The sequence below is a fragment of the Streptomyces sp. NPDC102283 genome, assembly GCF_044766265.1.
Lineage (GTDB): Bacteria > Actinomycetota > Actinomycetes > Streptomycetales > Streptomycetaceae > Streptomyces.
The window spans coordinates 959,719-981,352 of record NZ_JBIWLQ010000001.1; the positions used below are offsets into that span (position 1 = coordinate 959,719).

Annotated in this window: 24 protein-coding genes; 14 read left to right on the forward strand and 10 right to left on the reverse strand. The window is 71.8% G+C overall.

What is annotated here, in order from left to right:
• The first annotated feature begins 36 nt into the window (after nt 1-36).
• The gene (locus ACIRJT_RS04505; protein WP_403904313.1) at nt 37-822 is read left to right on the forward strand and encodes a TIGR00730 family Rossman fold protein; all 786 of its coding nucleotides are present in this window, start codon (nt 37-39) and stop codon (nt 820-822) included.
• Nucleotides 823-972: 150 nt separating this feature from the next.
• On the opposite strand, the gene folP is transcribed toward ACIRJT_RS04505, so the two are convergent.
• The gene (gene folP / locus ACIRJT_RS04510) at nt 973-1,845 is read right to left on the reverse strand and encodes a dihydropteroate synthase (protein ID WP_403904315.1); all 873 of its coding nucleotides are present in this window, start codon (nt 1,843-1,845) and stop codon (nt 973-975) included.
• Nucleotides 1,846-1,921: 76 nt separating this feature from the next.
• Between folP and ACIRJT_RS04515 the strand changes: the two genes are divergently transcribed.
• Nucleotides 1,922-2,374 (forward strand): DivIVA domain-containing protein, encoded by a 453-nt coding sequence (locus tag ACIRJT_RS04515; protein ID WP_403904317.1) that lies wholly within the window; start codon nt 1,922-1,924, stop codon nt 2,372-2,374.
• Nucleotides 2,371-2,967, forward strand: coding sequence for a DNA-3-methyladenine glycosylase I (locus ACIRJT_RS04520; protein ID WP_403904319.1), 597 nt, complete (start codon nt 2,371-2,373; stop codon nt 2,965-2,967). The genes ACIRJT_RS04515 and ACIRJT_RS04520 overlap by 4 nt, the downstream gene beginning before the upstream one ends.
• Before the next feature lie 7 nt (nt 2,968-2,974).
• On the opposite strand, the gene ACIRJT_RS04525 is transcribed toward ACIRJT_RS04520, so the two are convergent.
• On the reverse strand, nt 2,975-3,787 hold the full coding sequence (locus ACIRJT_RS04525; RefSeq protein WP_403904321.1) for an enoyl-CoA hydratase/isomerase family protein: 813 nt from the start codon (nt 3,785-3,787) through the stop codon (nt 2,975-2,977).
• 315 nt (nt 3,788-4,102) lie between these two features.
• On the opposite strand from ACIRJT_RS04525, the gene ACIRJT_RS04530 reads away from it, so the two are divergent.
• Nucleotides 4,103-4,270: a DUF3117 domain-containing protein gene (locus tag ACIRJT_RS04530; RefSeq protein WP_003966491.1), complete on the forward strand. Its 168-nt coding sequence runs from the start codon at nt 4,103-4,105 to the stop codon at nt 4,268-4,270.
• Nucleotides 4,271-4,374: 104 nt separating this feature from the next.
• Here ACIRJT_RS04530 and ACIRJT_RS04535 read toward each other — a convergent pair whose 3' ends face one another.
• Complete coding sequence (locus ACIRJT_RS04535; RefSeq protein ID WP_097871002.1) at nt 4,375-5,040, reverse strand: O-methyltransferase; 666 nt, start codon at nt 5,038-5,040, stop codon at nt 4,375-4,377.
• A gap of 250 nt (nt 5,041-5,290) precedes the next feature.
• Here ACIRJT_RS04535 and sigE point away from each other — a divergent pair, with 250 nt between their 5' ends.
• From sigE to ACIRJT_RS04560, 5 genes are all read left to right on the forward strand, one after another.
• A complete protein-coding gene (gene sigE / locus ACIRJT_RS04540) occupies nt 5,291-5,980 on the forward strand; it encodes an RNA polymerase sigma factor SigE (RefSeq protein WP_003966488.1) in 690 nt (229 codons plus the stop codon).
• A complete protein-coding gene (locus ACIRJT_RS04545; protein ID WP_403904325.1) occupies nt 5,977-7,029 on the forward strand; it encodes an anti-sigma factor family protein in 1,053 nt (350 codons plus the stop codon). Before sigE ends, ACIRJT_RS04545 begins: the two co-directional genes overlap by 4 nt.
• A gap of 89 nt (nt 7,030-7,118) precedes the next feature.
• The gene (locus tag ACIRJT_RS04550; protein ID WP_403904328.1) at nt 7,119-8,996 is read left to right on the forward strand and encodes a trypsin-like peptidase domain-containing protein; all 1,878 of its coding nucleotides are present in this window, start codon (nt 7,119-7,121) and stop codon (nt 8,994-8,996) included.
• A 119-nt stretch (nt 8,997-9,115) separates the two neighbouring features.
• Nucleotides 9,116-9,616 carry a sec-independent translocase gene (locus tag ACIRJT_RS04555; RefSeq protein ID WP_403904330.1) on the forward strand — a complete coding sequence of 167 codons (501 nt, stop codon included), beginning with the start codon at nt 9,116-9,118 and terminating at the stop codon, nt 9,614-9,616.
• Nucleotides 9,617-9,741: 125 nt separating this feature from the next.
• The gene (locus ACIRJT_RS04560) at nt 9,742-10,401 is read left to right on the forward strand and encodes a hypothetical protein (protein ID WP_403904332.1); all 660 of its coding nucleotides are present in this window, start codon (nt 9,742-9,744) and stop codon (nt 10,399-10,401) included.
• A 91-nt stretch (nt 10,402-10,492) separates the two neighbouring features.
• On the opposite strand, the gene ACIRJT_RS04565 is transcribed toward ACIRJT_RS04560, so the two are convergent.
• The 3 genes from ACIRJT_RS04565 to ACIRJT_RS04575 are packed head-to-tail and all read right to left on the reverse strand — an operon-like array spanning nt 10,493 to nt 13,506.
• Nucleotides 10,493-11,626, reverse strand: a complete 1,134-nt coding sequence (locus ACIRJT_RS04565; RefSeq protein ID WP_403904334.1) for an Mrp/NBP35 family ATP-binding protein — start codon at nt 11,624-11,626, stop codon at nt 10,493-10,495.
• Between the two features lie 43 nt (nt 11,627-11,669).
• Nucleotides 11,670-12,230: a DUF1003 domain-containing protein gene (locus tag ACIRJT_RS04570; RefSeq protein WP_403904337.1), complete on the reverse strand. Its 561-nt coding sequence runs from the start codon at nt 12,228-12,230 to the stop codon at nt 11,670-11,672.
• A complete protein-coding gene (locus tag ACIRJT_RS04575) occupies nt 12,217-13,506 on the reverse strand; it encodes a magnesium transporter MgtE N-terminal domain-containing protein (RefSeq protein ID WP_371625770.1) in 1,290 nt (429 codons plus the stop codon). Before ACIRJT_RS04575 ends, ACIRJT_RS04570 begins: the two co-directional genes overlap by 14 nt.
• Before the next feature lie 245 nt (nt 13,507-13,751).
• Between ACIRJT_RS04575 and ACIRJT_RS04580 the strand changes: the two genes are divergently transcribed.
• The gene (locus ACIRJT_RS04580) at nt 13,752-14,522 is read left to right on the forward strand and encodes a hypothetical protein (protein WP_403904339.1); all 771 of its coding nucleotides are present in this window, start codon (nt 13,752-13,754) and stop codon (nt 14,520-14,522) included.
• 26 nt (nt 14,523-14,548) lie between these two features.
• Here ACIRJT_RS04580 and ACIRJT_RS04585 read toward each other — a convergent pair whose 3' ends face one another.
• Both ACIRJT_RS04585 and ACIRJT_RS04590 read right to left on the reverse strand, forming a co-directional pair.
• Nucleotides 14,549-15,085: a hypothetical protein gene (locus ACIRJT_RS04585; protein WP_403904341.1), complete on the reverse strand. Its 537-nt coding sequence runs from the start codon at nt 15,083-15,085 to the stop codon at nt 14,549-14,551.
• Nucleotides 15,086-15,122: 37 nt separating this feature from the next.
• The gene (locus ACIRJT_RS04590; RefSeq protein WP_403904343.1) at nt 15,123-16,250 is read right to left on the reverse strand and encodes a magnesium and cobalt transport protein CorA; all 1,128 of its coding nucleotides are present in this window, start codon (nt 16,248-16,250) and stop codon (nt 15,123-15,125) included.
• A 445-nt stretch (nt 16,251-16,695) separates the two neighbouring features.
• On the opposite strand from ACIRJT_RS04590, the gene ACIRJT_RS04595 reads away from it, so the two are divergent.
• Nucleotides 16,696-17,280: a suppressor of fused domain protein gene (locus ACIRJT_RS04595; protein ID WP_217230196.1), complete on the forward strand. Its 585-nt coding sequence runs from the start codon at nt 16,696-16,698 to the stop codon at nt 17,278-17,280.
• Nucleotides 17,281-17,294: 14 nt separating this feature from the next.
• Here the strand turns inward: ACIRJT_RS04595 and ACIRJT_RS04600 are convergent, their stop codons facing one another.
• A complete protein-coding gene (locus ACIRJT_RS04600; RefSeq protein ID WP_403904346.1) occupies nt 17,295-18,533 on the reverse strand; it encodes an MFS transporter in 1,239 nt (412 codons plus the stop codon).
• A 182-nt stretch (nt 18,534-18,715) separates the two neighbouring features.
• Between ACIRJT_RS04600 and ACIRJT_RS04605 the strand changes: the two genes are divergently transcribed.
• From ACIRJT_RS04605 to ACIRJT_RS04615, 3 genes are all read left to right on the forward strand, one after another.
• Nucleotides 18,716-19,393, forward strand: a complete 678-nt coding sequence (locus tag ACIRJT_RS04605; RefSeq protein ID WP_403904348.1) for a DUF6758 family protein — start codon at nt 18,716-18,718, stop codon at nt 19,391-19,393.
• 127 nt (nt 19,394-19,520) lie between these two features.
• The gene (locus tag ACIRJT_RS04610) at nt 19,521-20,387 is read left to right on the forward strand and encodes a PHP domain-containing protein (RefSeq protein WP_403904350.1); all 867 of its coding nucleotides are present in this window, start codon (nt 19,521-19,523) and stop codon (nt 20,385-20,387) included.
• 174 nt (nt 20,388-20,561) lie between these two features.
• On the forward strand, nt 20,562-21,167 hold the full coding sequence (locus ACIRJT_RS04615) for a MarC family protein (RefSeq protein ID WP_073802481.1): 606 nt from the start codon (nt 20,562-20,564) through the stop codon (nt 21,165-21,167).
• Between the two features lie 117 nt (nt 21,168-21,284).
• On the opposite strand, the gene ACIRJT_RS04620 is transcribed toward ACIRJT_RS04615, so the two are convergent.
• Entirely contained in the window at nt 21,285-21,437 is a 153-nt protein-coding gene (locus tag ACIRJT_RS04620; protein ID WP_007446805.1) for a hypothetical protein, read from the reverse strand.
• Nucleotides 21,438-21,634: the final 197 nt, after the last annotated feature.

A 21,634-nucleotide genomic window follows, 5' to 3' on the forward strand; every position in this document is an offset into this window, starting at 1 on the left:
ACCCAGCGCGACGCGGGTCGGTGGAGGGAGCGGAACATGGGCAACGCCGAAGACGCACGGATCCCTGAGGGTGCGGAGGTTCCCGAGGGCGCGGTCGGCCCCGAGGAACAGTGGCTGGGCCCGGTCCTGCGCCGCAGGGAGCAGGTCCAGCCCGGCACGACCGATCAGCGGCTGCTGGACTCCGAGGGCGACTCCGAGTGGGTGCACACCGACCCCTGGCGGGTGATGCGCATCCAGTCGGAGTTCGTCGAGGGCTTCGGCGCGCTCGCCGAACTGCCGAGCGCGATCAGCGTCTTCGGCTCGGCCCGCACCCCGGACGGATCGCCGGAGTACGAGGCCGGCGTCCGGATCGGCAAGGCACTGGTCGACGCGGGCTTCGCGGTGATCACGGGCGGCGGTCCGGGCGCGATGGAGGCGGCCAACAAGGGCGCCCGGGAGGCGAAGGGCGTCTCGGTCGGCCTGGGCATCGAGCTGCCCTTCGAATCGGGCCTCAACCCGCACGTCGACATCGGCGTCAACTTCCGCTACTTCTTCGTCCGCAAGACGATGTTCGTGAAGTACGCCCAGGGCTTCGTGGTCCTGCCCGGCGGCCTCGGCACCCTGGACGAACTCTTCGAGGCGCTGACCCTCGTCCAGACCGGCAAGGTCACCCGCTTCCCGATCGTCCTGTTCGGCACGGCCTACTGGGGCGGCCTGATCGACTGGCTCCGCGACACGGTGGTGGCCCAGGGCAAGGCCTCGGAGAAGGACCTGCTGCTCTTCCACGTGACGGACGACGTGGAGGAGGCGGTGACGCTGGTCACGAAGGAGGTCGGCCGCTGACTTCGAATCCGCCCGGCCGCTTCGAACCCGCCCGGCCACTTCAAGCCCGTCCGGCGATTGAGGGCGTCCATTCCAGCCTCTCCGGCGCTTGAGGAGCGGGGTCCGGGGGCAGCGCCCCCCGGACCCCGCCCGCCGCGGGCAGGCGACGACCTACGCCAACCCCCTCCGCGCCACGGCAGGCGCACGATGCCCCGCGACGGACGCCACCATGTCCAGGACCTGCCGCGTCTCCGCCACCTCATGCACCCGGTACACCCGCGCCCCCAGCCACGCCGAGACCGCCGTCGTCGCCAGCGTGCCGATGACGCGCTCCTTCACCGGCCGGTCCAGCGTCTCGCCCACGAAGTCCTTGTTGGACAGGGACACCAGCACCGGCCACCCGGTCTCCGCCATCTCCCCGAGCCGCCGCGTCGCCTCCAGCGAGTGCCGGGTGTTCTTCCCGAAGTCGTGACCCGGATCGATCATGATCCCGTCGGGCCGCACCCCGAGCTCCACCGCACGCTCGGCCAGCCCCACCGTCACCCGCAGGATGTCCGCCATCACATCCTCGTACGCGATCCGGTGCGGCCGGGTCCGCGGCTCCGCGCCGCCCGCGTGCGTGCACACGAGGCCCGCCCCGTACCGCGCGGCGATCTCCGCCAGCTTCGGGTCGACCCCGCCCCACGCGTCGTTCAGCAGGTCCGCACCGGCCTCGCAGACCGCCTCGCCCACATCGTGCCGCCAGGTGTCCACGCTGATCACCACGGACGGGTGACGGCGGCGGACCTCGGCGACGAACCCGACCGTGCGGCGCGCCTCCTCCTCGGCGCTCACCTCCTCGCCGGGACCCGCCTTCACCCCGCCGATGTCGATGATCGCGGCGCCCTCGGCCACCGCCTGCTCGACCCGGGCCAGCGCCGGCTCGTCCCCGAACGTGGCGCCCTGGTCGTAGAAGGAGTCGGGGGTCCGGTTCACGATCGCCATGATCACCGGCTCGTGCGGCCCGAATTCCCGCCGCCCCAGCCTGAGTGCACCGCTGCGCATCCCGTCTTTCCTCCTCAGATAGCCCGCCTGCGACCCTAAGGCCTTATCGAGCCGGGCCCCGACTTGTCCGTGCCGCATGGCACGATCGGAGCCGGACGAGGTTTCCGCCCCCGGGGAGATGCGCGTGTTCTGGTTCTTGCTGCTCACGATGGTCGTGGTCGTCACCGCGGTCACCCTCGCGGTGGTCGGAGGCGGTGGGAGCGCGGTGCTCCAGGACGTCCCGCCCGACCGGTTCACCGATCCGCTGCCCGCGACCCGCCCGATCGGCCGGGCGGACATCGAGGCGCTGCGCCTGCCGATGGCCCTCCGCGGCTACCGGATGGCCGACGTCGACGAGGCGCTCTCCCGGCTCGGGGCGGAACTGGCCGAGCGCGACGCCCGGATCGCGGAGCTGGAATCCGCCCTGGCCGGGGTGCAGGCCGCGGCGGTGACGACGGGCACCGATCTGTTCAAGCAGCCCGGCGACCGGCCCGCGGAACCGGGCGGCCACGCGAACAGCCCGGACCGCGCCGAGGAGGACGGGCGATGAGCGGCGCGGCCGTGGCCGCCCCCGACGGCGGGCTGCGCTGCCCGTGGGGCCTGTCCGCCGAGGACTACCTCGACTACCACGACACCGAGTGGGGCCGGACGGTCCACGGGGACGACGCCCTGTTCGAACGGCTCTGCCTGGAGGCCTTCCAGTCCGGGCTCTCCTGGATCACGATCCTGCGCCGCCGCGCGACCTTCCGTACCGCGTTCGAGGGATTCCGGATCGAGGCCGTCGCGAAGTTCACCGACGCCGACCGGGAGCGGCTCCTGGCCGATCCGGGGATCATCCGCAACAAGGCCAAGGTCGACGCGACCCTCGCCAACGCGAAGGTGCTCGCCGACTGGTCGGAAGGGGAGCTGGACGAGCTGATCTGGTCCTACGCCCCCGATCCGGCCGCCCGGCCCGCCCCGCGCAGCCTGTCGGACGTACCGGCGCTCACGCCGGAGTCCACCGCGCTCGCCAAGGCGCTGAAGAAGCGCTCGATCCGCTTCGTGGGCCCCACCACCGCCTACGCGCTGATGCAGGCCTGCGGACTGGTCGACGACCACCTCGCGGACTGCGTGGCGCGCGGCGGCGGGGGCGCACCGCGCTGAGCCGCCGCTACTTTCCGAGGTAGACCGGCTTCTCCTTGGCCAGGAACGCCTCCACCGCGATGGTGTGGTCCTGCGACGCGCCCGCCCGGGTCTGGAGTTCGTCCTCCTTCTCCAGCGCCTCGGCGAGCGTGTGCCCGGCGCCGTACGCCATCGACTCCTTCAGCGCCGCGTACGCCACCGTGGGGCCGTCCGCCAGGGCACGGGCCACCGCCGCCGCCTGCTCGGCCAGCTCGGCCGCGGGGACGACCCGGTTGACGACGCCCAGCTCCAACGCGTCCTGCGCGGAGATCGACCGCGGGAAGAACAGCAGATCGGCGGCGCGGCTCTGCCCGATCAGCCGGGGCAGGGTCCAGGACACGCCCGAGTCGGCGGTGAGTGCGACGCCCGCGAACGAGGTGTTGAAGGAGGCGGTGTCGGCGACCACGCGGTAGTCGGCCGCGAGCGCGAATCCGAACCCGGCCCCGGCCGCGACACCGTTCACCCCGGCGACGACCGGCTTCGCCATCTCGGTGATCGCCCGCACGATCGGGTTGTAGTGCTCCCGCACGGTGCTCAGCGCGTTCCCGCCGCCGGCGTCGCGGGTGGCCGTGAGCGTGGCGACGTGCTCCTTGAGGTCCTGGCCGACGCAGAAGGCGCGCCCGGTGGCCGTGAGCAGCACCGCCCGGACCCCCGCGTCCGCCGACGCCGCCAGCAGCGCGTCCCTCAGCGCGACCTTCGCCGCGGTGTTCATGGCGTTCATCGCGCCGGGTCGGTTGATTGTGATCGTCGCGAGACCTTCGCTCACGTCGTACAGGACGGTGTTCGCCGGCTCGTCGGCCATTCCGGTATCCCCTCGCTGCTCGGGCATCGTTGCCACTGCAGGCAAGCATGGCCGATCCGGAGCTGGGCAGAGATGTGACCTGCGTCTAACAATTGGCTCTCACCTGGGGGTCCGGGGCGGCGCAGTATCGCAGCCGGATCGCCGAATTGAGTGGTTTTGAGAGAGCGCGTTGCGCAAGCGATGCAGACCGATGTTGGTCATCGGGGTCATTGATGCGGGATAATGGCGAAGAAGCAATGTGTTCGATGCCGGTGAGGCAGCGCCTGTCATGGGGCCGCCGGTTGCGATGAGCTGGTTTCAGGAAGGGGAACGAGCATGGCGGCCATGAAGCCGCGGACGGGCGACGGCCCGCTCGAGGTGACAAAGGAGGGGCGGGGCATCGTCATGCGCGTTCCGCTCGAAGGCGGCGGTCGGCTTGTTGTCGAGCTGACTCCGGACGAGGCCGACGCCCTCGGCGACGCGCTGAAGAAGGTCGTCGGCTGACGCGGAACGCCCATCACCTTCACCACTGCCCGGTACGGATCTCCGTACCGGGCAGTGGTGCGTCCTGCTGAGGTTCTACGTGCTCACCCTGGGTCCTGCCGGCTTCAGCCGCGCCGGACCGCGCAGAGCAGGCCGTCGCCGACCGGCAGCAGGGTCGACATCAGCTCCTGGCTCTCGCGCACCGCCCGCAGCAGATCCCGCAGCCGCAGCACCTCGGGCGGCTGGGCCGCGGAGTCGACCGTGCGGCCGTCGGCGAAGACGCCCTCGAAGCAGACCAGCCCGCCGGGCCTCAGCAGGCGCAACGATTCAGCGAGCACATCGAGGCTTTCCAGCCGGTCGCCGTCACAGAAGACGAGGTCGTAGCCGCCGTCCGCGAGCCGGGGCAGGACGTCCAGGGCGCGACCGGGAATGAACCGGGCCCGGTTGGTGGCGAAGCCCGCCTCGCGGAACGCCGCCCGGGCGAACTGCTGACGCTCGGGCTCGGGGTCGACCGTGGTGAGGACTCCGTCCGGCCGCATTCCGTGCAGGAGGTAGATGCCGGACACGCCGGTGCCCGTGCCGATCTCCGCCACCGCTTTGGCGTCGGCGGCGGCTGCCAGCAGGCGCAGCGCGGCGCCGGTGCCCGGTGACACCGAGCGAAGCCCCAGCTCGCAGGCCCGCTCCCGGGCCCCGTGCAGTGCTTCGTCCTCGGCGACAAAGGCGTCGGCGAACGCCCAGCTCGTCTGCCGGTTGGCGGTAATGACCCTCTCCTGTCCCCGTAGTTGGCGCAACGGTGACTGTATCCGCTGGACCCGGGAACCCGCAGATGGGACCGGGCGTTGTGCATGCAGTGGGGAAAGCGCAGCGAGCAGGTCCGCGGATCGGACCGGCGAGCTGCGGGAAAGTCCCGGGTGACGCCCGGCCCCAGCAGGGAAAAAGGCTTATCCGGAGCTAACGGGCGAGGTGGCTATGGTAGGGGCTCCACTGGACACCACCAGAGCCGATAGGGGAGGTGCGGCTGCGCCTGTGGACCGGGGAGGGATGCTGCGGCGTCTCCTCAGGTCGGCCGGTGAGCCGAAATCCGTGACCAACATTGCTGACCGTTCTTCCGAAGACTCCGCACCGACCGCGACCTTCGCCTCTGATGCGGACTCTCAGGCGTGGACCCCGCCCTCATGGGAAGAGATCGTCAGCACGCACAGCGGTCGTGTGTACCGCCTCGCCTACCGGCTGACGGGAAACCAGCACGATGCCGAGGACCTGACCCAGGAGGTCTTCGTCCGGGTGTTCCGCTCGCTGTCGACGTACACGCCCGGCACCTTCGAGGGCTGGCTCCACCGCATCACGACCAATCTCTTCCTGGACATGGTCCGGCGCAAGCAGCGCATCCGCTTCGACTCGCTCGGCGACGACGCGGCCGAGCGGCTGCCGAGCCGTGAGCCGTCCCCGCAGCAGGTCTTCAACGACACCCACTTCGACGCCGACGTGCAGCAGGCGCTGGACACCCTCGCGCCCGAATTCCGTGCGGCCGTGGTCCTCTGCGACATCGAGGGCCTCAGCTACGAGGAGATCGCCGCGACCCTCGGGGTGAAGCTCGGCACCGTCCGCAGCCGTATCCACCGCGGTCGCTCGCACCTGCGCAAGGCACTCAAGCACCGTTCGCCCGAGGCCCGCGCCGAGCAGCGGTCCCTGGCGGACGCGGTCCTGGCAGGGGAGGGCGGAACGGCGTGAGCGGCACAGGACCCACCCCCGCGGAAGCGCATCTGGGGGACCGACTCGCCGCGCTGGTCGACGGCGAGCTGAAACACGACGCCCGCGAGCGGGTCCTGGCCCACCTGGCGACCTGCGCCAAGTGCAAGGCCGAGGCCGACGCCCAGCGCCGCCTCAAGAGCGCTTTCGCCATGTCCTCCTCCCCCTCGCCCTCCGAGGGGTTCCTGGCACGGTTGCAGGGCCTTCCCGGGGGTCCTGGCGGCGACGACGCCGGCTCCGGTGGACCGTTCGGCGGCCGGGGGCCCTTCGCCGAAGAGTTCTTCCCCGGGCTGCGGCCCTCCGGCGGCAGCACCCGCGCCGACACCGCGCCCTCCCCCCTGGACGGCTTCGGCTACCTCCCCGCCGCCCATGGCTCCACCGCCGTGCTGCCCGGCGGCCCCGCCTCCGGTTCGGTCTTCCGCATACACGAGGTGGCCCGCGACGCGGACCGCTCACCCTGGCGCGGACGGCGCTTCGCGTTCGCCGCGGCCAGCGCGGTCTCCCTCGCGGCCATCGCGCTGGGCGGCACCCTGCCGCTGGACTCCGGCCCCGAATCCTCCTTGCGCGCCGAGGGCGCCGGGAACAACGCCACCCCGCTCGACGCCGTGACCCGCGCCGAGAACGGCGCCAAAGCGGTCAGCCGCCGGGGCGGCGGCGCCCTCGCGGTGACCGGCGACGGCCGGGCGGCCGAGCGGTCCGCGCCCGGCACCAACCGGGTGCCCTCGACACTCACCGGTGCGACACCGGTGGTTCCGTCCGTGACCCCTCCGGTGAACCGGCAGGGTCCGCCGACCGCCCCGCCGCTGTTCGGCGTCCAGGCCTCGGGCGGGCACCCCTTCATGCTCCCCGTGCTGAACGTGTCCGTGTCACCACTGATACGCCCGGCGATGTCCGGCACCGGCACCCCGCTGCTGGCGGCGGCGCTCGGCAGCGGTGCGACGCCGAAGCCGGTCCCCTCCTCGGTCCCCCCGGGGGCGGCCCCGGGCTCGCCCGCCAACGATCTGGCGAGCCCGCTTTCCCCCCGGCCCTGACCGGACCCTGCGCGGGCATTCGCAAACCTGGTTGAATTCCGGTGAGGGACGCCTCGGTGGGGCGTACAGAGGCCAGTTGCGGGGAGAGCATGGACGACGGGAAGCCCACCGGGCCGCAGGCGAAGTGGTGGAGCCGCCCCACGGCGGGGCGTGCCGAGCGCACGGAGCCGGACAGCGGGCCGGCCCCGTCGGACACTCCCCCGGCCGGGGACCGCGAGCCGACGGGCCAGGACACGACCCCGGCTCCGGTCGCCGCCCCGGCCACGACCCAACTGCCGGAAACGGCCCAGGCCACGACCCCGGCTCCGGAAACGGCCCCGGCGCCGCCTTCCGCCCTCTCCGGCCGACCGGAGGAGCACGGCGGCCAGGAGATTCCGCGCCCCCGCCCGTCCGGGCCCCCGCTGCACGAGCCCGACGAGTACAGCACCCCGCCCTACGGCGGCCCCGGCCCCTGGGCGCCCGCCCCGCCGGTGCAGCGGCCCACCCCGGCCCACGGCACCTTCGTACCGCCGGGGGCCGGGGCACCGTCCCCGCCACACGCCGCGACGAGGGGCGCCGGAACCCCGCCCCCCGCTCCGGCCCCGGCGCCGCGATCCGCTCCCGCCGACCCCTTCACGCCCCCGGGACCCCACGCACAGCCCCAGGCGCCTGACCAGCACACGGTGGCCCCCGGGGCCCACGCCACCCACGTATCGCAGCCGCCGCACGGAGCCCCCGAGCACCAGGGGCAGCATCCCGCACCGCACCCGCAGGCGCAGCAGCACACGCAGTGGCTCCAGTACGACCCGTGGGGCGCTCCGGGGCAGCCGCTGACCCGCCCGGGTCTGCCCGAGGGCACCGAGCCCGGCCGCAGGAAGAAGCGCCGGGGCGGGGCGTTCATGGGGGTGCTCCTGCTCACCCTGGTCGCCAGCGGCATCGGCGGCGGCGTCGGCGCGTACATCGAGCGCAACGGCGGCCTGACCACCGTCGAGCTGCCGCAGGCGGGCCGCGACACCGGCGGCCGGGCCCCCGACAGCGTCGCGGGCATCGCCGCCAGCGCCCTGCCCAGCGTGGTCACCCTGCATGTCAGCGGCACCGCCGAGTCCGGCACGGGCACCGGCTTCGTCCTCGACGGCCAGGGCCACATCCTCACCAACAACCACGTCGTCGCCCCGGCCGGGACCAGCGGGGACATCACCGTGACGTTCAGCAGCGGCGAGACGGCGTCCGCCGAGCTCGTCGGCAAGGACAGCGGCTACGACCTCGCGGTAGTCAAGGTCCGCGGGGTCTCCGGACTCAAGCCGCTGCCCCTCGGCAACTCCGACAACGTCCAGGTCGGCGACCCGGTGGTGGCCATCGGCGCCCCCTTCGACCTGTCCAACACGGTGACCTCGGGCATCATCAGCGCCAAGCAGCGGCCGATCACCGCGGGCGGCGAGAAGGGCGACGGCAGCGACATCAGCTACGTCGACGCCCTCCAGACCGACGCCCCGATCAACCCGGGCAACTCCGGCGGACCGCTGGTCGACACCCAGGCCCACGTCATCGGCATCAACAGCGCCATCCGCGCCGCCGACAGCGCCAAGGGGCCCGAGGCGGGCGGCCAGTCCGGCTCCATCGGCCTCGGCTTCGCGATACCCATCAACCAGGGCAAGCGCGTCGCCGAGGAGCTGATCCGCACCGGCAAGGCCACCCATCCCGTCATCGGCGTCACGCTGGACATGAAGTACACCGGCGACGGGGCCAAGGTCGGCACGGAGGGCGCCGACGGCGCGCCCGCCGTCGCGAAGGACGGCCCCGCGGCCGAGGCGGGCATCCGGTCCGGCGACGTCATCACCCAGGTCGAGGGCCAGCGGGTGCACAGCGGCGAGGAGCTGATCGTGAAGATCCGGGCCCACCGGCCCGGCGACGAGCTCGACCTCAAGCTGACCCGCGGCGGCGCGGAGCGGACGGTGACCCTGACGCTCGGCTCGGCGAGCGGCACGTGACGTCCACCGCGAGGTACCGCCCGGACACCTTCGACAGGTACCTTTGAGCGGTCCGGGCAGCTGGGAGCCCCGGGCCGCGATCGCACGGAGAACACGCGGAGAACACGAGGAGCAACAAGGTGTTCAATGACATTGGCGCACTGGAGCTGTTGACGCTCGGGGTGCTGGCCGTGCTGGTCTTCGGCCCCGACAAGCTGCCCAAGCTGATCCAGGACGTCACGCGCACCATCCGTAAGATCCGCGAGTTCTCCGACAGCGCCAAGGAAGACATCCGCTCGGAGCTCGGCCCGCAGTTCAAGGACTTCGAGTTCGAGGACCTCAACCCCAAGACGTTCGTCCGCAAGCAGTTGATGGACGGCAATGACGACCTGGGGCTGAAGGAGATCCGCGAGAGCTTCGACCTGCGCAAGGACCTGGCCGACGTCACCGACGCGGTCAACGGGCGCACCTCGGCCGCGTCCGATACCGCCAACAGTGCGGCGAACGGCTCGGCGGGCGCGTCGGCGGACGGCCCGGTGACCAGCCTCACCAAGACCGGCGACACCGCCCCTGACCTGCTGAAGAAGACCCCGCAGCAGACGCAGCCCGAGCGCCCGCCGTTCGATGCGGACGCCACCTGACCCCGGTCAATCCCGACTCGTCCGGACGGTATGGCTATTCTCCATCTGTCCGGTTGCGAGGATGCCCAAGCCCGCGGGGGGCGGGCCGCTCCGGATCATGACTGATCGAGGAGGCGGCCGCGCAGATGGAGACGACGAGTCGGATTGATACGGACGGTGTCCCGGGCACGGCCACGGTGGAGGAGGGGCCGGCGACGCGGCGTGCCGTCGACGGCTACCGGGAAGCGACCTTCCCCTGGTACGGGCTGGACGAGGCGTTCACCGGCCCGCGCTGGCTGATGCAGGTCGGCACCGCCGCGGACGGCACGGTGCAGCACGGCGCGACCGGGCACGGCGACGAGCCGTCGGTGAAGTCGGACGGCTCCACCGACAAGGAGCGGTTCGCCGCGGTGATCACCGTGGCCGCGAGCCCGGTGAGACGCAGCGGTGACGGTACGGGCGTGCTGGACGCCACCACGGTGTCCTCGGCGGCCTGGCTCGCGGGCTCCGGCCTGCTGGCGTACACCTGGCCGCCCCAGATGGACCACACCCTGCGCGACGACTGGCTGGACCAGCAGACCGAGACGGCGTTCACCCTCGCCGACGACCTGGGCAGCGCGCCCTGGACGACGCTCTCCCTCCCGGTGGACGGCGTGCCGGTGGAGTTCCACTACCGCGAGTCGGAGTTCGGCTGGATCCTCGCCGGATCCGCCCACGAGGGCGTGCACATCGGGGCGTACGGGCGGGGGATGAGCGCGTACGGTCTCGGCTTCGCGGCCATCAAGGACATCGGGACCTACGCGTAGGTAGCGACGCGACTCGGCGGGACCTGCGCGCAGCGACGCGACGGGGCGGGCCGGATGACCACCGGCCCGCCCCGTGCCGCCCCGAGGAGCGTCAGAACTTGTTGCGCGGGGTGATCCCCAGCGACATGCCCGACAGACCGCGCTGACGGCCTCCCAGCTTCTGCGCGATCGAGCGCAGCGCGCTGCCGGCCGGGGAGTCGGGGTCGGACAGGACGACCGGCTTGCCCTCGTCGCCGCCCTCGCGCAGCCGTACGTCGATCGGGATCGAGCCGAGCACCGGCACCTCGGCGCCGATCGTCCGGGTCAGCCCCTCGGCGACCCGTGCGCCGCCGCCCGAGCCGAACACGTCGACCATCTCGTCGCAGTGCGGGCACGGCATGCCCGACATGTTCTCCACCACGCCGACGATCTTCTGGTGGGTCTGCACGGCGATCGAGCCGGCCCGCTCGGCCACCTCGGCCGCCGCCTGCTGCGGAGTCGTGACGACCAGGATCTCCGCGTTCGGCACGAGCTGTGCGACCGAGATCGCGATGTCGCCGGTGCCCGGCGGCAGGTCGAGCAGCAGGACGTCCAGGTCGCCCCAGTACACATCGGCGAGGAACTGCTGGAGCGCCCGGTGCAGCATCGGACCGCGCCAGACCACGGGCTCGTTGCCCGGGGTGAACATGCCGATGGAGATGACCTTCACACCGTGTGCGGACGGCGGCATGATCATGTTCTCGACCTGGGTGGGCTTGCCGTCCGCACCGAGCATCCGGGGCACGCTGTGCCCGTAGATGTCCGCGTCCACGACGCCGACCTTCAGTCCGTCGGCCGCCATCGCCGCGGCGAGGTTCACCGTCACCGAGGACTTGCCGACGCCGCCCTTGCCGGAGGCGACCGCGTACACCCGGGTCAGCGAGCCGGGCTGGGCGAAGGGCACCTCCCGCTCGGCGGTGCCGCCGCGCAGCGAGCTCGCCAGGTCCTTGCGCTGTTCGTCGCTCATGACGTCGAGGGTCACCTCGACCCGCGAGACGCCCTCGACCCGGGCGACCGCCTCGGTCACGTTCCGGGTGATCGTCTCGCGCATAGGACAGCCGGAGACCGTGAGATACACCGTGACAGCGACTACACCGTCAGGATCGATCTCGACCGATTTCACCATGCCCAGCTCGGTGATCGGGCGGTGGATCTCCGGGTCGTTCACTGTCGCCAGTGCCTCAAGCACCGCGTCTTCCGTAGCCATACGGACGATGTTACGGCGCGGAGGGCTACGGGCGGGTAGCCCTTCAGCGGTCGCCTTCGTCACTCTCGGCCGGGGACAGCACCTGCCGGTCCTCCATGTCCCTCACCATGTCCTGGAGTTCCGAGCGGATCCAGTCCCGGGTGGCGACCTCGCCCAGGCCCATGCGCAGGGCCGCGATCTCCCGCGTCAGGTATTCGGTGTCGGCGATGGAGCGCTCGTTCTGCTTGCGGTCCTGCTCGTGCGTGACCCGGTCGCGGTCGTCCTGCCGGTTCTGCGCGAGGAGGATCAGCGGCGCGGCGTAGGAGGCCTGGAGCGACAGCATCAGCGTGAGGAAGATGAACGGGTACTGGTCGAAGCGCAGGTCCCTCGGCGCGAAGATGTTCCACAGCACCCAGATGATGATGATCAGCGTCATCCAGACGATGAACCGCCCGGTCCCCAGGAACCGCGCGATCCGCTCCGAGAACCGGCCGAACGCCTCCGGGTCGTACTCCGGCAGCAGCCGCCGGCGCGGGTCCTTCGGCTGGTCCAGCCGGGTACGCGGGGGCCGCACCAGGCCCGAGGCGCCGGTCGACACCGCCTTCGCCCGCTCATCGCCCGCCATGGCCGATCCCCTCCTCCCCGTGCAGATCCGTCTCGCGCCAGTCGTCCGGCAGCAGGTGGTCCAGGACGTCGTCCACGGTCACCGCGCCCAGCAGCGAACCGGTCTCGTCCACGACGGGCACCGAGACCATGTTGTACGCGGCGAGGTAGCTGGTGACCGTCGGCAGCGGGGTGTCCGGCGACAGCGGCACCAGGTCGCTGTCGACGATCGAGCTGACCAGGGTGAACGGCGGGTCGCGCAGCAGCCGCTGGAAGTGCACCGTGCCCAGGTACTTCCCGGTCGGGGTGTCGTCGGGCGAGCGGCACACGTACACCTGCGCGGCGAGCGCCGGGGACAGGTCCGCCTGCCGCACCCGGGCCAGCGCGTCGGCCACCGTGGCGTCGGGCAGCAGCACGATCGGCTCGGTCGTCATCAGACCGCCCGCCGTCCGCTCCTCGTACGACATCAGACGGCGGACGTCGGCGGCGTCGTCCGGCCGCATCAGCGCCAGCAGCCGCTCCTTGTCCTCCTCCGGCAGCTCGGAGAGCAGGTCCGCCGCGTCGTCGGGGTCCATCGCCTCCAGGACGTCGGCGGCCCGCTCCTCGGCGAGCTTGCCGATGATCTCCACCTGGTCGTCCTCGGGCAGCTCCTCCAGCACGTCGGCGAGGCGGTCGTCGTCCAGGGCGGCGGCGACCTCCGCCCGGCGTTTCGGCGAGAGGTGGTGCAGGGCGTTCGCCACGTCGGTGGGCCGCAGCCGCTCGAACGTGGCGACCAGGCTCTCCGCGCCCTGGCCGTGCTCGTCCAGCGAGAAGCCGCTGACCGCCGACCACTCCACCGTCAGGGTCTCGCCCTTGCGGCGCAGCGCCCCGCCGCGCCCCTTGCGGACGAAGTACTTGTCGATCTCCCAGTCGCGGCGGGCCGGCAGCTGCTGGATGGCCACGTCCAGGACGGTGACCTCCTCACCTTCCTCGCCATGGCCCTCCACCAGCCGCACCCGCCGGTCCAGGAACTCGCCGAGGACGAGACGTTCGGTGGGCCGCTGTTCGAAGCGCCGCATGTTGACGACGCCGGTGGTGATGACCTGGCCGGACTCGACGCCCGTCACCCGGGTCATCGGCAGGAAGATCCGCCGGCGGCTGATCACCTCGACCACCAGGCCCAGGATGCGCGGCGGACGGCCGCCGACCCGCAGCATCGCCACCAGATCGCGGACCCGGCCGACCTGGTCCCCGTTCGGGTCGAAAACGGGTACGCCGGACAGGTGCGAGACGAAGACCCTGGGGGTGACTGCCGCCATCCTCGGCCTCCTTCGTCCGTCCGTGTCCACCGTGCCGTCACGTTCCGCGGGACGGTCCCCGCCCGTCCGTCCCGGTCCGACGCCGCCGACCAGCGGATTTCGCCGGTACGCCGGGATCAGGCTAGCCCTTAACCCCGCTCCGCGCCCCGGCGGACCCGTCCGCACGGCTGGCTGCCGGACGGTGCGCGCCGCCCGGGTACGCTGCCGTCTGCCACCCCCGATCGCCGTTGAGAGGCAGTGCGCCCGTGACCTCCTTTCCCCCGGCCGTGCGGAACCATCGCCGGACCGCCCTCGCTCTCGTGCTGTGCGGGGGGCTCACCGCGGCCCTGGCCGCCTGCGGCACGGAGGAGGACCCGGACAAGGGGACCAACGGCGTCGCCAAACTCTCCGCCGCCGAGATCGACGAGAAGGCCAGAGCGGCGGCCGGAGCGGCGAGCGCCGTACGCCTGTCGGGCACGCTCGTCAGCAAGGGCGGCACCTACCGGCTGGAGATGAGGCTCAACGCCGAGGGCGGCATGGGCTCGGTGACCTCCAAGCAGCAGAGCTTCGCCCTGCTGCGGGTCGACGACGAGCTCTACCTGAAGGCGCCCGCCGCGTTCTGGACCCACGAGGAGAGCGGCGGCGGCGAGGGCGGGTCCTCCGACGTGGCGGCCGCCGACAAGCTGGGCGGCAAGTACGTGAAGGTCCCCGAGGACGACCCGAGCTACCGCCAGCTGCGCGGCTTCACCGACAAGAAGGTCCTGCTCGACGGGCTCCTCGCGCTGAACGGAAAGGTCAACAAGGGCGGCCGGGACACGGTCGCCGGGCAGCGCACCATCCAGATCCTGGGCGGCAAGGGCGAGGGCGGGGCGTTCGACGTATCGCTGGAGGACCAGCCGTATCCGATTCGGGTGGCCCGGGGCGGTGGCGGGGGCACGGTCACGCTGGCCGACTGGGGGCAGGCCTTCCCCCTGGAGGCGCCCGAGGAGGACGACACCGTCGACTACGGCGGCCAGCTCCCCAAGTCCTCCGGCTGAGGCGGCACGGACCACAGGGCCCTGGCTCAGCGCTTCCCGCGCCGCTTCAGCAGCAGCCGGGGGAGCGCCGCCGGAGCCGGCCGCCGGGTGGTGGCCCCGGTCGGCAGCGGGACGGCCGCCAGCGAGCTGTCCGGCAGCGCGGTGCTGACGGCGTCGGGCGTCAGCCGCACCACGGTGCACTCGCGTGCCCACCGCTCCGTCATCGACTCGGCGTCCGGCGCGTTCAGCCGCTTGCCCTTCAGCTCGGCGACCGCCGCCTCCCACTCCTCGGAGCGCGGCGGGAGGAAACGCACCGCCGCGCTCCAGGCGACGATCCGGCCGCCCTTGTCCTTGCTGCGTACGGTCACCTCGGCGCGGCCGCCGTCGGCCAGGCCCTCGGGCAGCGGCTGCTCGCCGGGACCGCCGCCGACCAGGTGCGCCGCCCCGTCGTGCCAGACGTGCCAGACGGCACGGGCTGGCCCGTCGCCCCGCACCCAGAGGAGACCGGACTTCTTCGTGGCCTCCTCGACGAGGGCCCTCTCCAGCAGGGCGGCGGCGGTATCGGTCGCGGCGGCGTCAGTCATGGGCGCGAGCTTAGACCGACCGGCGATCGGCGGGCACTCAGAGCCAGCCGTTGCGCTTGAGGATGCGGTGGATGGAGAAACAGACGACCCCGATGACGCCCAGCACCAGCGGATAGCCGTACTTCCACTGGAGCTCGGGCATGTGGTCGAAGTTCATGCCGTAGACGCCGCAGATCATCGTCGGCACGGCGATGATCGCCGCCCAGGAGGTGATCTTGCGCATGTCCTCGTTCTGCGTGACGGTCGCCTGGGCCAGATTGGCCTGGAGGATCGAGTTCAGCAGTTCGTCGAAGCCGAGGACCTCCTCCTGGACCCGGGCGAGGTGGTCGGCGACGTCGCGGAAGTACTTCTGGATGTCGGGGTCGATCAGCCGCATCGGGCGCTCGCTCAGCAGCTGCATCGGCCGCAGCAGCGGCGAGACGGCCCGCTTGAACTCCAGCACCTCGCGCTTGAGCTGGTAGATCCGGCCCGCGTCCGAACCGCGCGGGCTGCCCTTGGCCGGGGTGGAGAAGACATCGATCTCCACCTCGTCGATGTCGTCCTGCACCGCCTCGGCCACCGCGATGTACCCGTCGACCACATGGTCGGCGATGGCGTGCAGCACGGCGGAGGGGCCCTTGGCGAGCAGCTCCGGATCGTCCTGGAGACGGTGGCGCAGGGCGCGCAGGGAGCCCTGGCCGCCGTGCCGGACGGTGATGACAAAGTCCCGGCCGGTGAAGCACATCACCTCGCCGGTCTCCACGACCTCGCTGGTCGCGGTCAGTTCGGCGTGCTCCACGTAGTGGATCGTCTTGAAGACGGTGAACAGCGTGTCGTCGTAGCGCTCCAGCTTGGGCCGCTGGTGGGCGTGGACGGCGTCCTCGACGGCCAGCGGGTGCAGCCCGAACTCCCTTGCGATGCCCGCGAATTCGGCCTCGGTCGGCTCATGCAGACCGATCCACGCGAAGCCGCCCTCCTCCCGCACCTGGAGCATCGCCTCGTGCGGCGTCGGGCTCGCGGGCGTCGCCATCCGGCGGCCGTCGCGGTAGACGGCGCAGTCGACGACGGCGCTGGAGGCGGACGGGTCGCGCGTGGAGTCGTACGCGCTGTAGGGGGCGCTGTTCTTACGGAGGGACGGGCGCAGGGACGGGCGCACGGCGGCGCGCAGGTCACGGATCATCGACATGGCTGGCTCCTTCACGGAGGGCCGTCGGCGAGGGCGTGGAACAGCCCGGAACGAGGACGTGTGCTCACGTCCGCAAAGCGGGCGGCACCGCGCGGGCGCGATGACGGCGTTCGCTACAGACAGGCAAAAACGAAAGGCTCTTCCGTCGCGCGAACTGCTGTCGAGGGGTCATCCGGATACGACGGAGATGTCGGCACCGGGCGACCGACGAGGCGTCGGATCAACGGGAAATACGAAGCGCGGAAGAGCGGTTGGTACTGCACGGTCGACTTGGATCCATGGCAGTCCCCACCTCCTCCGGCCGGTCCCCCGTGGGGGACGACGTGTCGTCGGGACGAAGAAGAGCGACGCTTCTGCGTGCTGTCCCGACCGGCGGCCAGGCTATCAGCCGCCCAAGGCCCAATCCCGTACTTTGCCCATTCCCTACGCGATCTATGCTCGCGGCATGGCAGAAATTCTCGCTCTGGTCGAGGCCCGGCTCGTCTCCGCCCTCGGGGAACCGGACGCCCGCGCCGACGTGACGTTCCTGGGCACCGACCGCATCGAGGTGCTGCGCTTCCTCGACGGCGACGTGGTGCGCTACGCGACGCTCGGCATGTCCGGTCAGCCGATGGCCGACCCCACCTCCCCGCTCGCCGACCCGGTGAAGGGCCCCCGCGCCGAGCTGATCCTCTCCGTACGGGGCGGACTCGCCGACACCGACCAGGTGCTGCGCCCGCTCGCCGTGCTGGCCGCGTCCCCTCAGGTCGAGGGGTTGATCGTGGCCGCCGGCGCCTCGCTGGACCTGGGGGAGCCGCTGTGGACCGGGGCGCCGTTCACCTCGGTGCTGGTCGCGGAGTCCGGCGGTCTGGTGGAGGACCTGGAGCTGGACGAGCCGATGGACCCGGTGCGCTTCCTGCCGCTGCTGCCGATGACGCACAACGAGGCCGCCTGGAAGCGGGTGCGCGGCGCGCAGGAGCTCCAGGAGCGGTGGCTGACGCACGGTACGGACCTGCGCGACCCGCTGCGCACGTCCGTACCGCTGGACTGACCCGCCCCGAGCGGTCAGTCGGCGAAGACCGCCACGCCGTCCTCCCGCGCGTGGACCGGCTCCAGCTCCTCGGCCTCGTGGGTCAGTGCCGTACGACGTACGCCCACGACGGCCGCTCCGACGAGGGCGGCGAGCGCGGCCACCACGAACGGGATGTGGACGTCGGTCCACTCCTCGATCTTCGGGGCGAGGAAGGGCGCGGCCGCCGCCGCGAACCAGCGGACGAAGTTGTATCCGGCGCTCGCCACCGGGCGCGGCGCGTCCGAGACCCCGAGGGCCAGCTCGGTGAAGACGGTGTTGTTCATGCCGATGAACGCGCCGGAGACGATCGTGGCGACGACGGCCGTGCCGTGGCTGCCGTACCCGAGGACCAGCAGGTCGACCGCGAGCAGCACCAGGGAGGCCCCCAGCACCTTGAGCGAGCCGAAGCGGCGCTGGAGACGCGGGGCGACCAGCACGGAGAAGACGGCCAGCAGCAGGCCCCAGGCGAAGAAGACCGCGCCGGACTTGTACGGGGTCATGTCCAGCACGAACGGTGTGAAGGCCAGGATCGTGAAGAACGCGTAGTTGTAGAAGAACGCGGATGCCGCGACCGAGGCCAGTCCGCCGTGCCCCAGCGCCTTCACCGGGTCGAGCAGTGAGGTCTTGCGCGCGGGCTTCGGCTGCTCCTTGAGGAACGCGGCGATGCAGAGGAAGCCGATCGCCATCAGCGCCGCCGTGCCGAAGAAGGGATAGCGCCAGCTGGCGTCCCCGAGCAGCGCGCCGAGCAGCGGTCCGCACGCCATGCCGAGGCCGAGCGCCGACTCGTACAGCAGGATCGCCGCCGCGCTGCCGCCCGCCGCCGCCCCGACGATCACCGCGAGGGCGGTGGAGACGAACAGGGCGTTGCCCAGGCCCCAGCCGGCCCGGAAGCCGACCAGTTCGGCGACGGAGGACGAGGTGCCGGAGAGCGCGGCGAAGACGATCACGAGGGCGAGGCCGGCCAGCAGGGTCCTGCGGCCGCCGATGCGGCTGGAGACGAAGCCGGTGACCAGCATGGCGAAGGCGGTGATCAGGAAGTACGAGGTGAACAGCAGCGACACCTGGCTCGCCGAGGCGTTGAGCCCCTGGGCGATGGACGGCAGGATCGGGTCCACCAGGCCGATGCCCATGAAGGCCACCACCGAGGCGCCCGCCGTGGCCCAGACGGCCTTCGGCTGCCGCAGGATGCTGCCTCCCGTCGCTCCTTCGTCGAACGGATCCTCTCCCTGCATGGGTTCTCTCCTTCTCCTCCGGCCCCTCCGGAGTTCTTCCGCTCCGGATCGATGCGTTATGCACAGAATAAGTTAGACAAGCTAATAAGTGCAAGCTACATCTATTCTCCCCGGTCAGGGCCACGCTGCGGACGGGTGATCGTCCTTGACGCGAGGACCGGCGGGGAGGACGGTTGGTCCCTATGAGGGGCGAACCCAGTTGCCCGAAGTGCGGTGGCCGGGTCAGGGCGCCCGGTCTCTTCGCCGACGCCTGGCAGTGCTCGGTGCACGGTCAGGTCCATCCGATGCAGCCGGTCATCCCGCCGAGCGTCGAAGGTCTCGGCGTCGTGGTGCACCGCGCTCAGGTCCCCGTCTGGATGCCCTGGCCGCTCCCCGTGGGCTGGCTGTTCACCGGGGTCGCCAGCGCGGGCGACGACCGCAGCGGCGGCCGAGCGAGCGCCGTGGCCTGCTCCGGGCCCGGACCGCTGGGCGGGATGGGTGAGCTGCTGCTGGTCGCCGAGGAGTTGGGCGTCGGGCTCGGCGCCCGGTACGCGGGAATCGACGGCCCGGACCCCGGCCTCCACCTGGACGTCGACTCCGCCCCCGACGCCAAGGTCCACGCCGCCGGCCGCCCCACCCCCCTCTGGCACGTCAGGAACGCTCCGCCGGACCGCGCCGTCTTCGCGGGCGAGGCGCGCGGGCTGTGGCTCTGGGCGATCCTGTGGCCCGAGCAGTCGGGGCTGCTGATGTACGACGAGCTGGTGCTGACCGACCTGCGGGACGCCGGGGGAGAGGTGGACCTCGTCCCCTGCGGTGCGCTCACCCCTCGCCTGCTCACCGCTCCCGAGGCGCCGCCCCGGCAGTCGACGGGCGAGCAGTAGGGGCCGCGGGCCCGGCCGGCGGCGGGCGCGGCCCCGGCGCGGGCCCGTGAGCGGCCGGACTTCCGGCGCGCGGCGGTTATCCTTGAGCGGTCCCCCGTCCGCTCGCGAGCCACCGGAGTCAAGCGTCGTGCGCATCGACCTGCACACCCACTCCACCGCGTCGGACGGCACGGACACCCCCGCCGAGTTGGTCGCGAACGCCGCCGCAGCGGGCCTGGACGTCGTCGCGCTCACCGACCACGACACCGTGGGCGGCCACAAGCAGGCCATCGACGCGCTGCCCGAGGGGCTCACCCTCGTCACCGGCGCCGAACTCTCCTGCCGCGTCGACGGCGTGGGCATGCACATGCTGGCCTACCTCTTCGACCCCGCCGACGCCGAGCTGGAGCGCGCGCGGGAACTCGTCCGCGACGACCGGGTGCCGCGTGCCCGGGAGATGGTCCGCAAGCTGCGCGCCCTCGACGTCCCCATCACCTGGGAGCAGGTGGCCCGCATCGCCGGGGACGGTTCGGTCGGCCGCCCGCACGTCGCCGCCGCCCTCGTCGAACTCGGCGTCGTGCCCACCGTCTCCGACGCCTTCACGTCCGACTGGCTCGGCAACGGCGGCCGCGCGTACGCCGAGAAGCACGAGTTCGACCCCTTCGAGGCGGTCCGCCTGGTGAAGGCGGCGGGCGGGGTCACCGTCTTCGCCCACCCGGCCGCCGTGAAACGCGGCGCGGTGGTCCCCGAGTCCACCATCGCCGCGCTCGCCGACGCCGGCCTCGACGGCGTCGAGGTCGACCACATGGACCACGACGAGCCCACCCGCGCCCGGCTCCGCGGTCTCGCCCGTGAACTGGGTCTGCTCACGACCGGCTCCAGCGACTACCACGGCAGCCGGAAGCTCGTCGAGCTCGGCGCGTGCACCACCGACCCCGAGATCTACGGTGAGATCACCCGCCGCGCCACGGGAGCCTTCCCGGTGCCGGGCGCCGGCGGAGCCGGTCCCCGCTAGACGGCGTCCGGCGGATCACGGCCGGACAGTTCCTGGGCCCCGCCCACTTCCACCGCACCACCTTCCGCACTCCCCGCGCGCCCCTGTGCGTACCGCCGCGTGCCCGACACGGCGGCCGCCGCCCGGGCCCCGCGCCACCTCCGTACCGCCCGCTCTTCTCTCGCAAGGCTCACTGTGTTCGACGTCGCTGTCTTCGGATCCCTCTTTCTCACCCTATTTGTGATCATGGACCCGCCCGGGATCACGCCGATCTTCCTCGCCCTCACCGCGGGCCGTCCCGCCAAGGTGCAGCGGAAAATGGCGCTCCAGGCGGTCATGGTCGCGTTCGGCGTGATCGCCGTCTTCGGTCTGCTCGGTCAGCAGATCCTCGACTATCTGCATGTCTCCGTGCCCGCCCTGATGATCGCGGGCGGACTCCTGCTGCTGCTGATCGCGCTCGACCTGCTGACCGGCAAGACGGACGAGCCGACGCAGACCAAGGACGTCAACGTGGCGCTCGTACCGCTGGGCATGCCGCTGCTGGCCGGGCCCGGCGCGATCGTCTCGGTCATTCTCGCGGTGCAGCACGCCGACGGCGTGGGCGGCCAGCTCTCGGTGTGGTCCGCGATCGTCGCCATGCACGTGGTGCTCTGGCTGGCCATGCGCTACTCGCTGGTCATCATCCGCGTGATCAAGGACGGCGGCGTGGTGCTGGTGACCCGGCTCGCGGGCATGATGCTCTCCGCCATCGCCGTCCAGCAGATCATCAACGGCGTCACCCAGGTCATCCAGAACTCCTGAACCCGCCCCGCGCACCACAGCGCCCCCGCACGGACGTTCCGTGCGGGGGCGCTTCGTCTTTAGCGGCGCAATGCGGTGAGGCGCGGGGCCTCGACAGGCGTCATGAGCCCAGATGCGTTACGAAGCCGAGCTGTCGGCCGGTCGGATGTAGATGCGCTGGCCCATCGCTGCGGCCTGCTGCACGATCCGGTTGACGGAGGCGGCGTCCACGACGGTGCTGTCCACGGCGGTACCGTCGACGTCGTCGAGTCGCATGATCTCGAAGCGCATAGGGCTTCCCTTCGTCTGATCCTCCTGCTGGAGAACTGCTGGCGCCGGTGGGGCGTCCCACCGGCAAGGCTAGGAACGCGAGGTTTCCCTCGCGTTCCACATGGGTGACAACGGCTTGCCCCCTGCAAACATTCCCTACGCTAAGGAAATTTTTTGGATGTCTAAGTACCCTTCGGTAGCCACGCCACCACAGACCA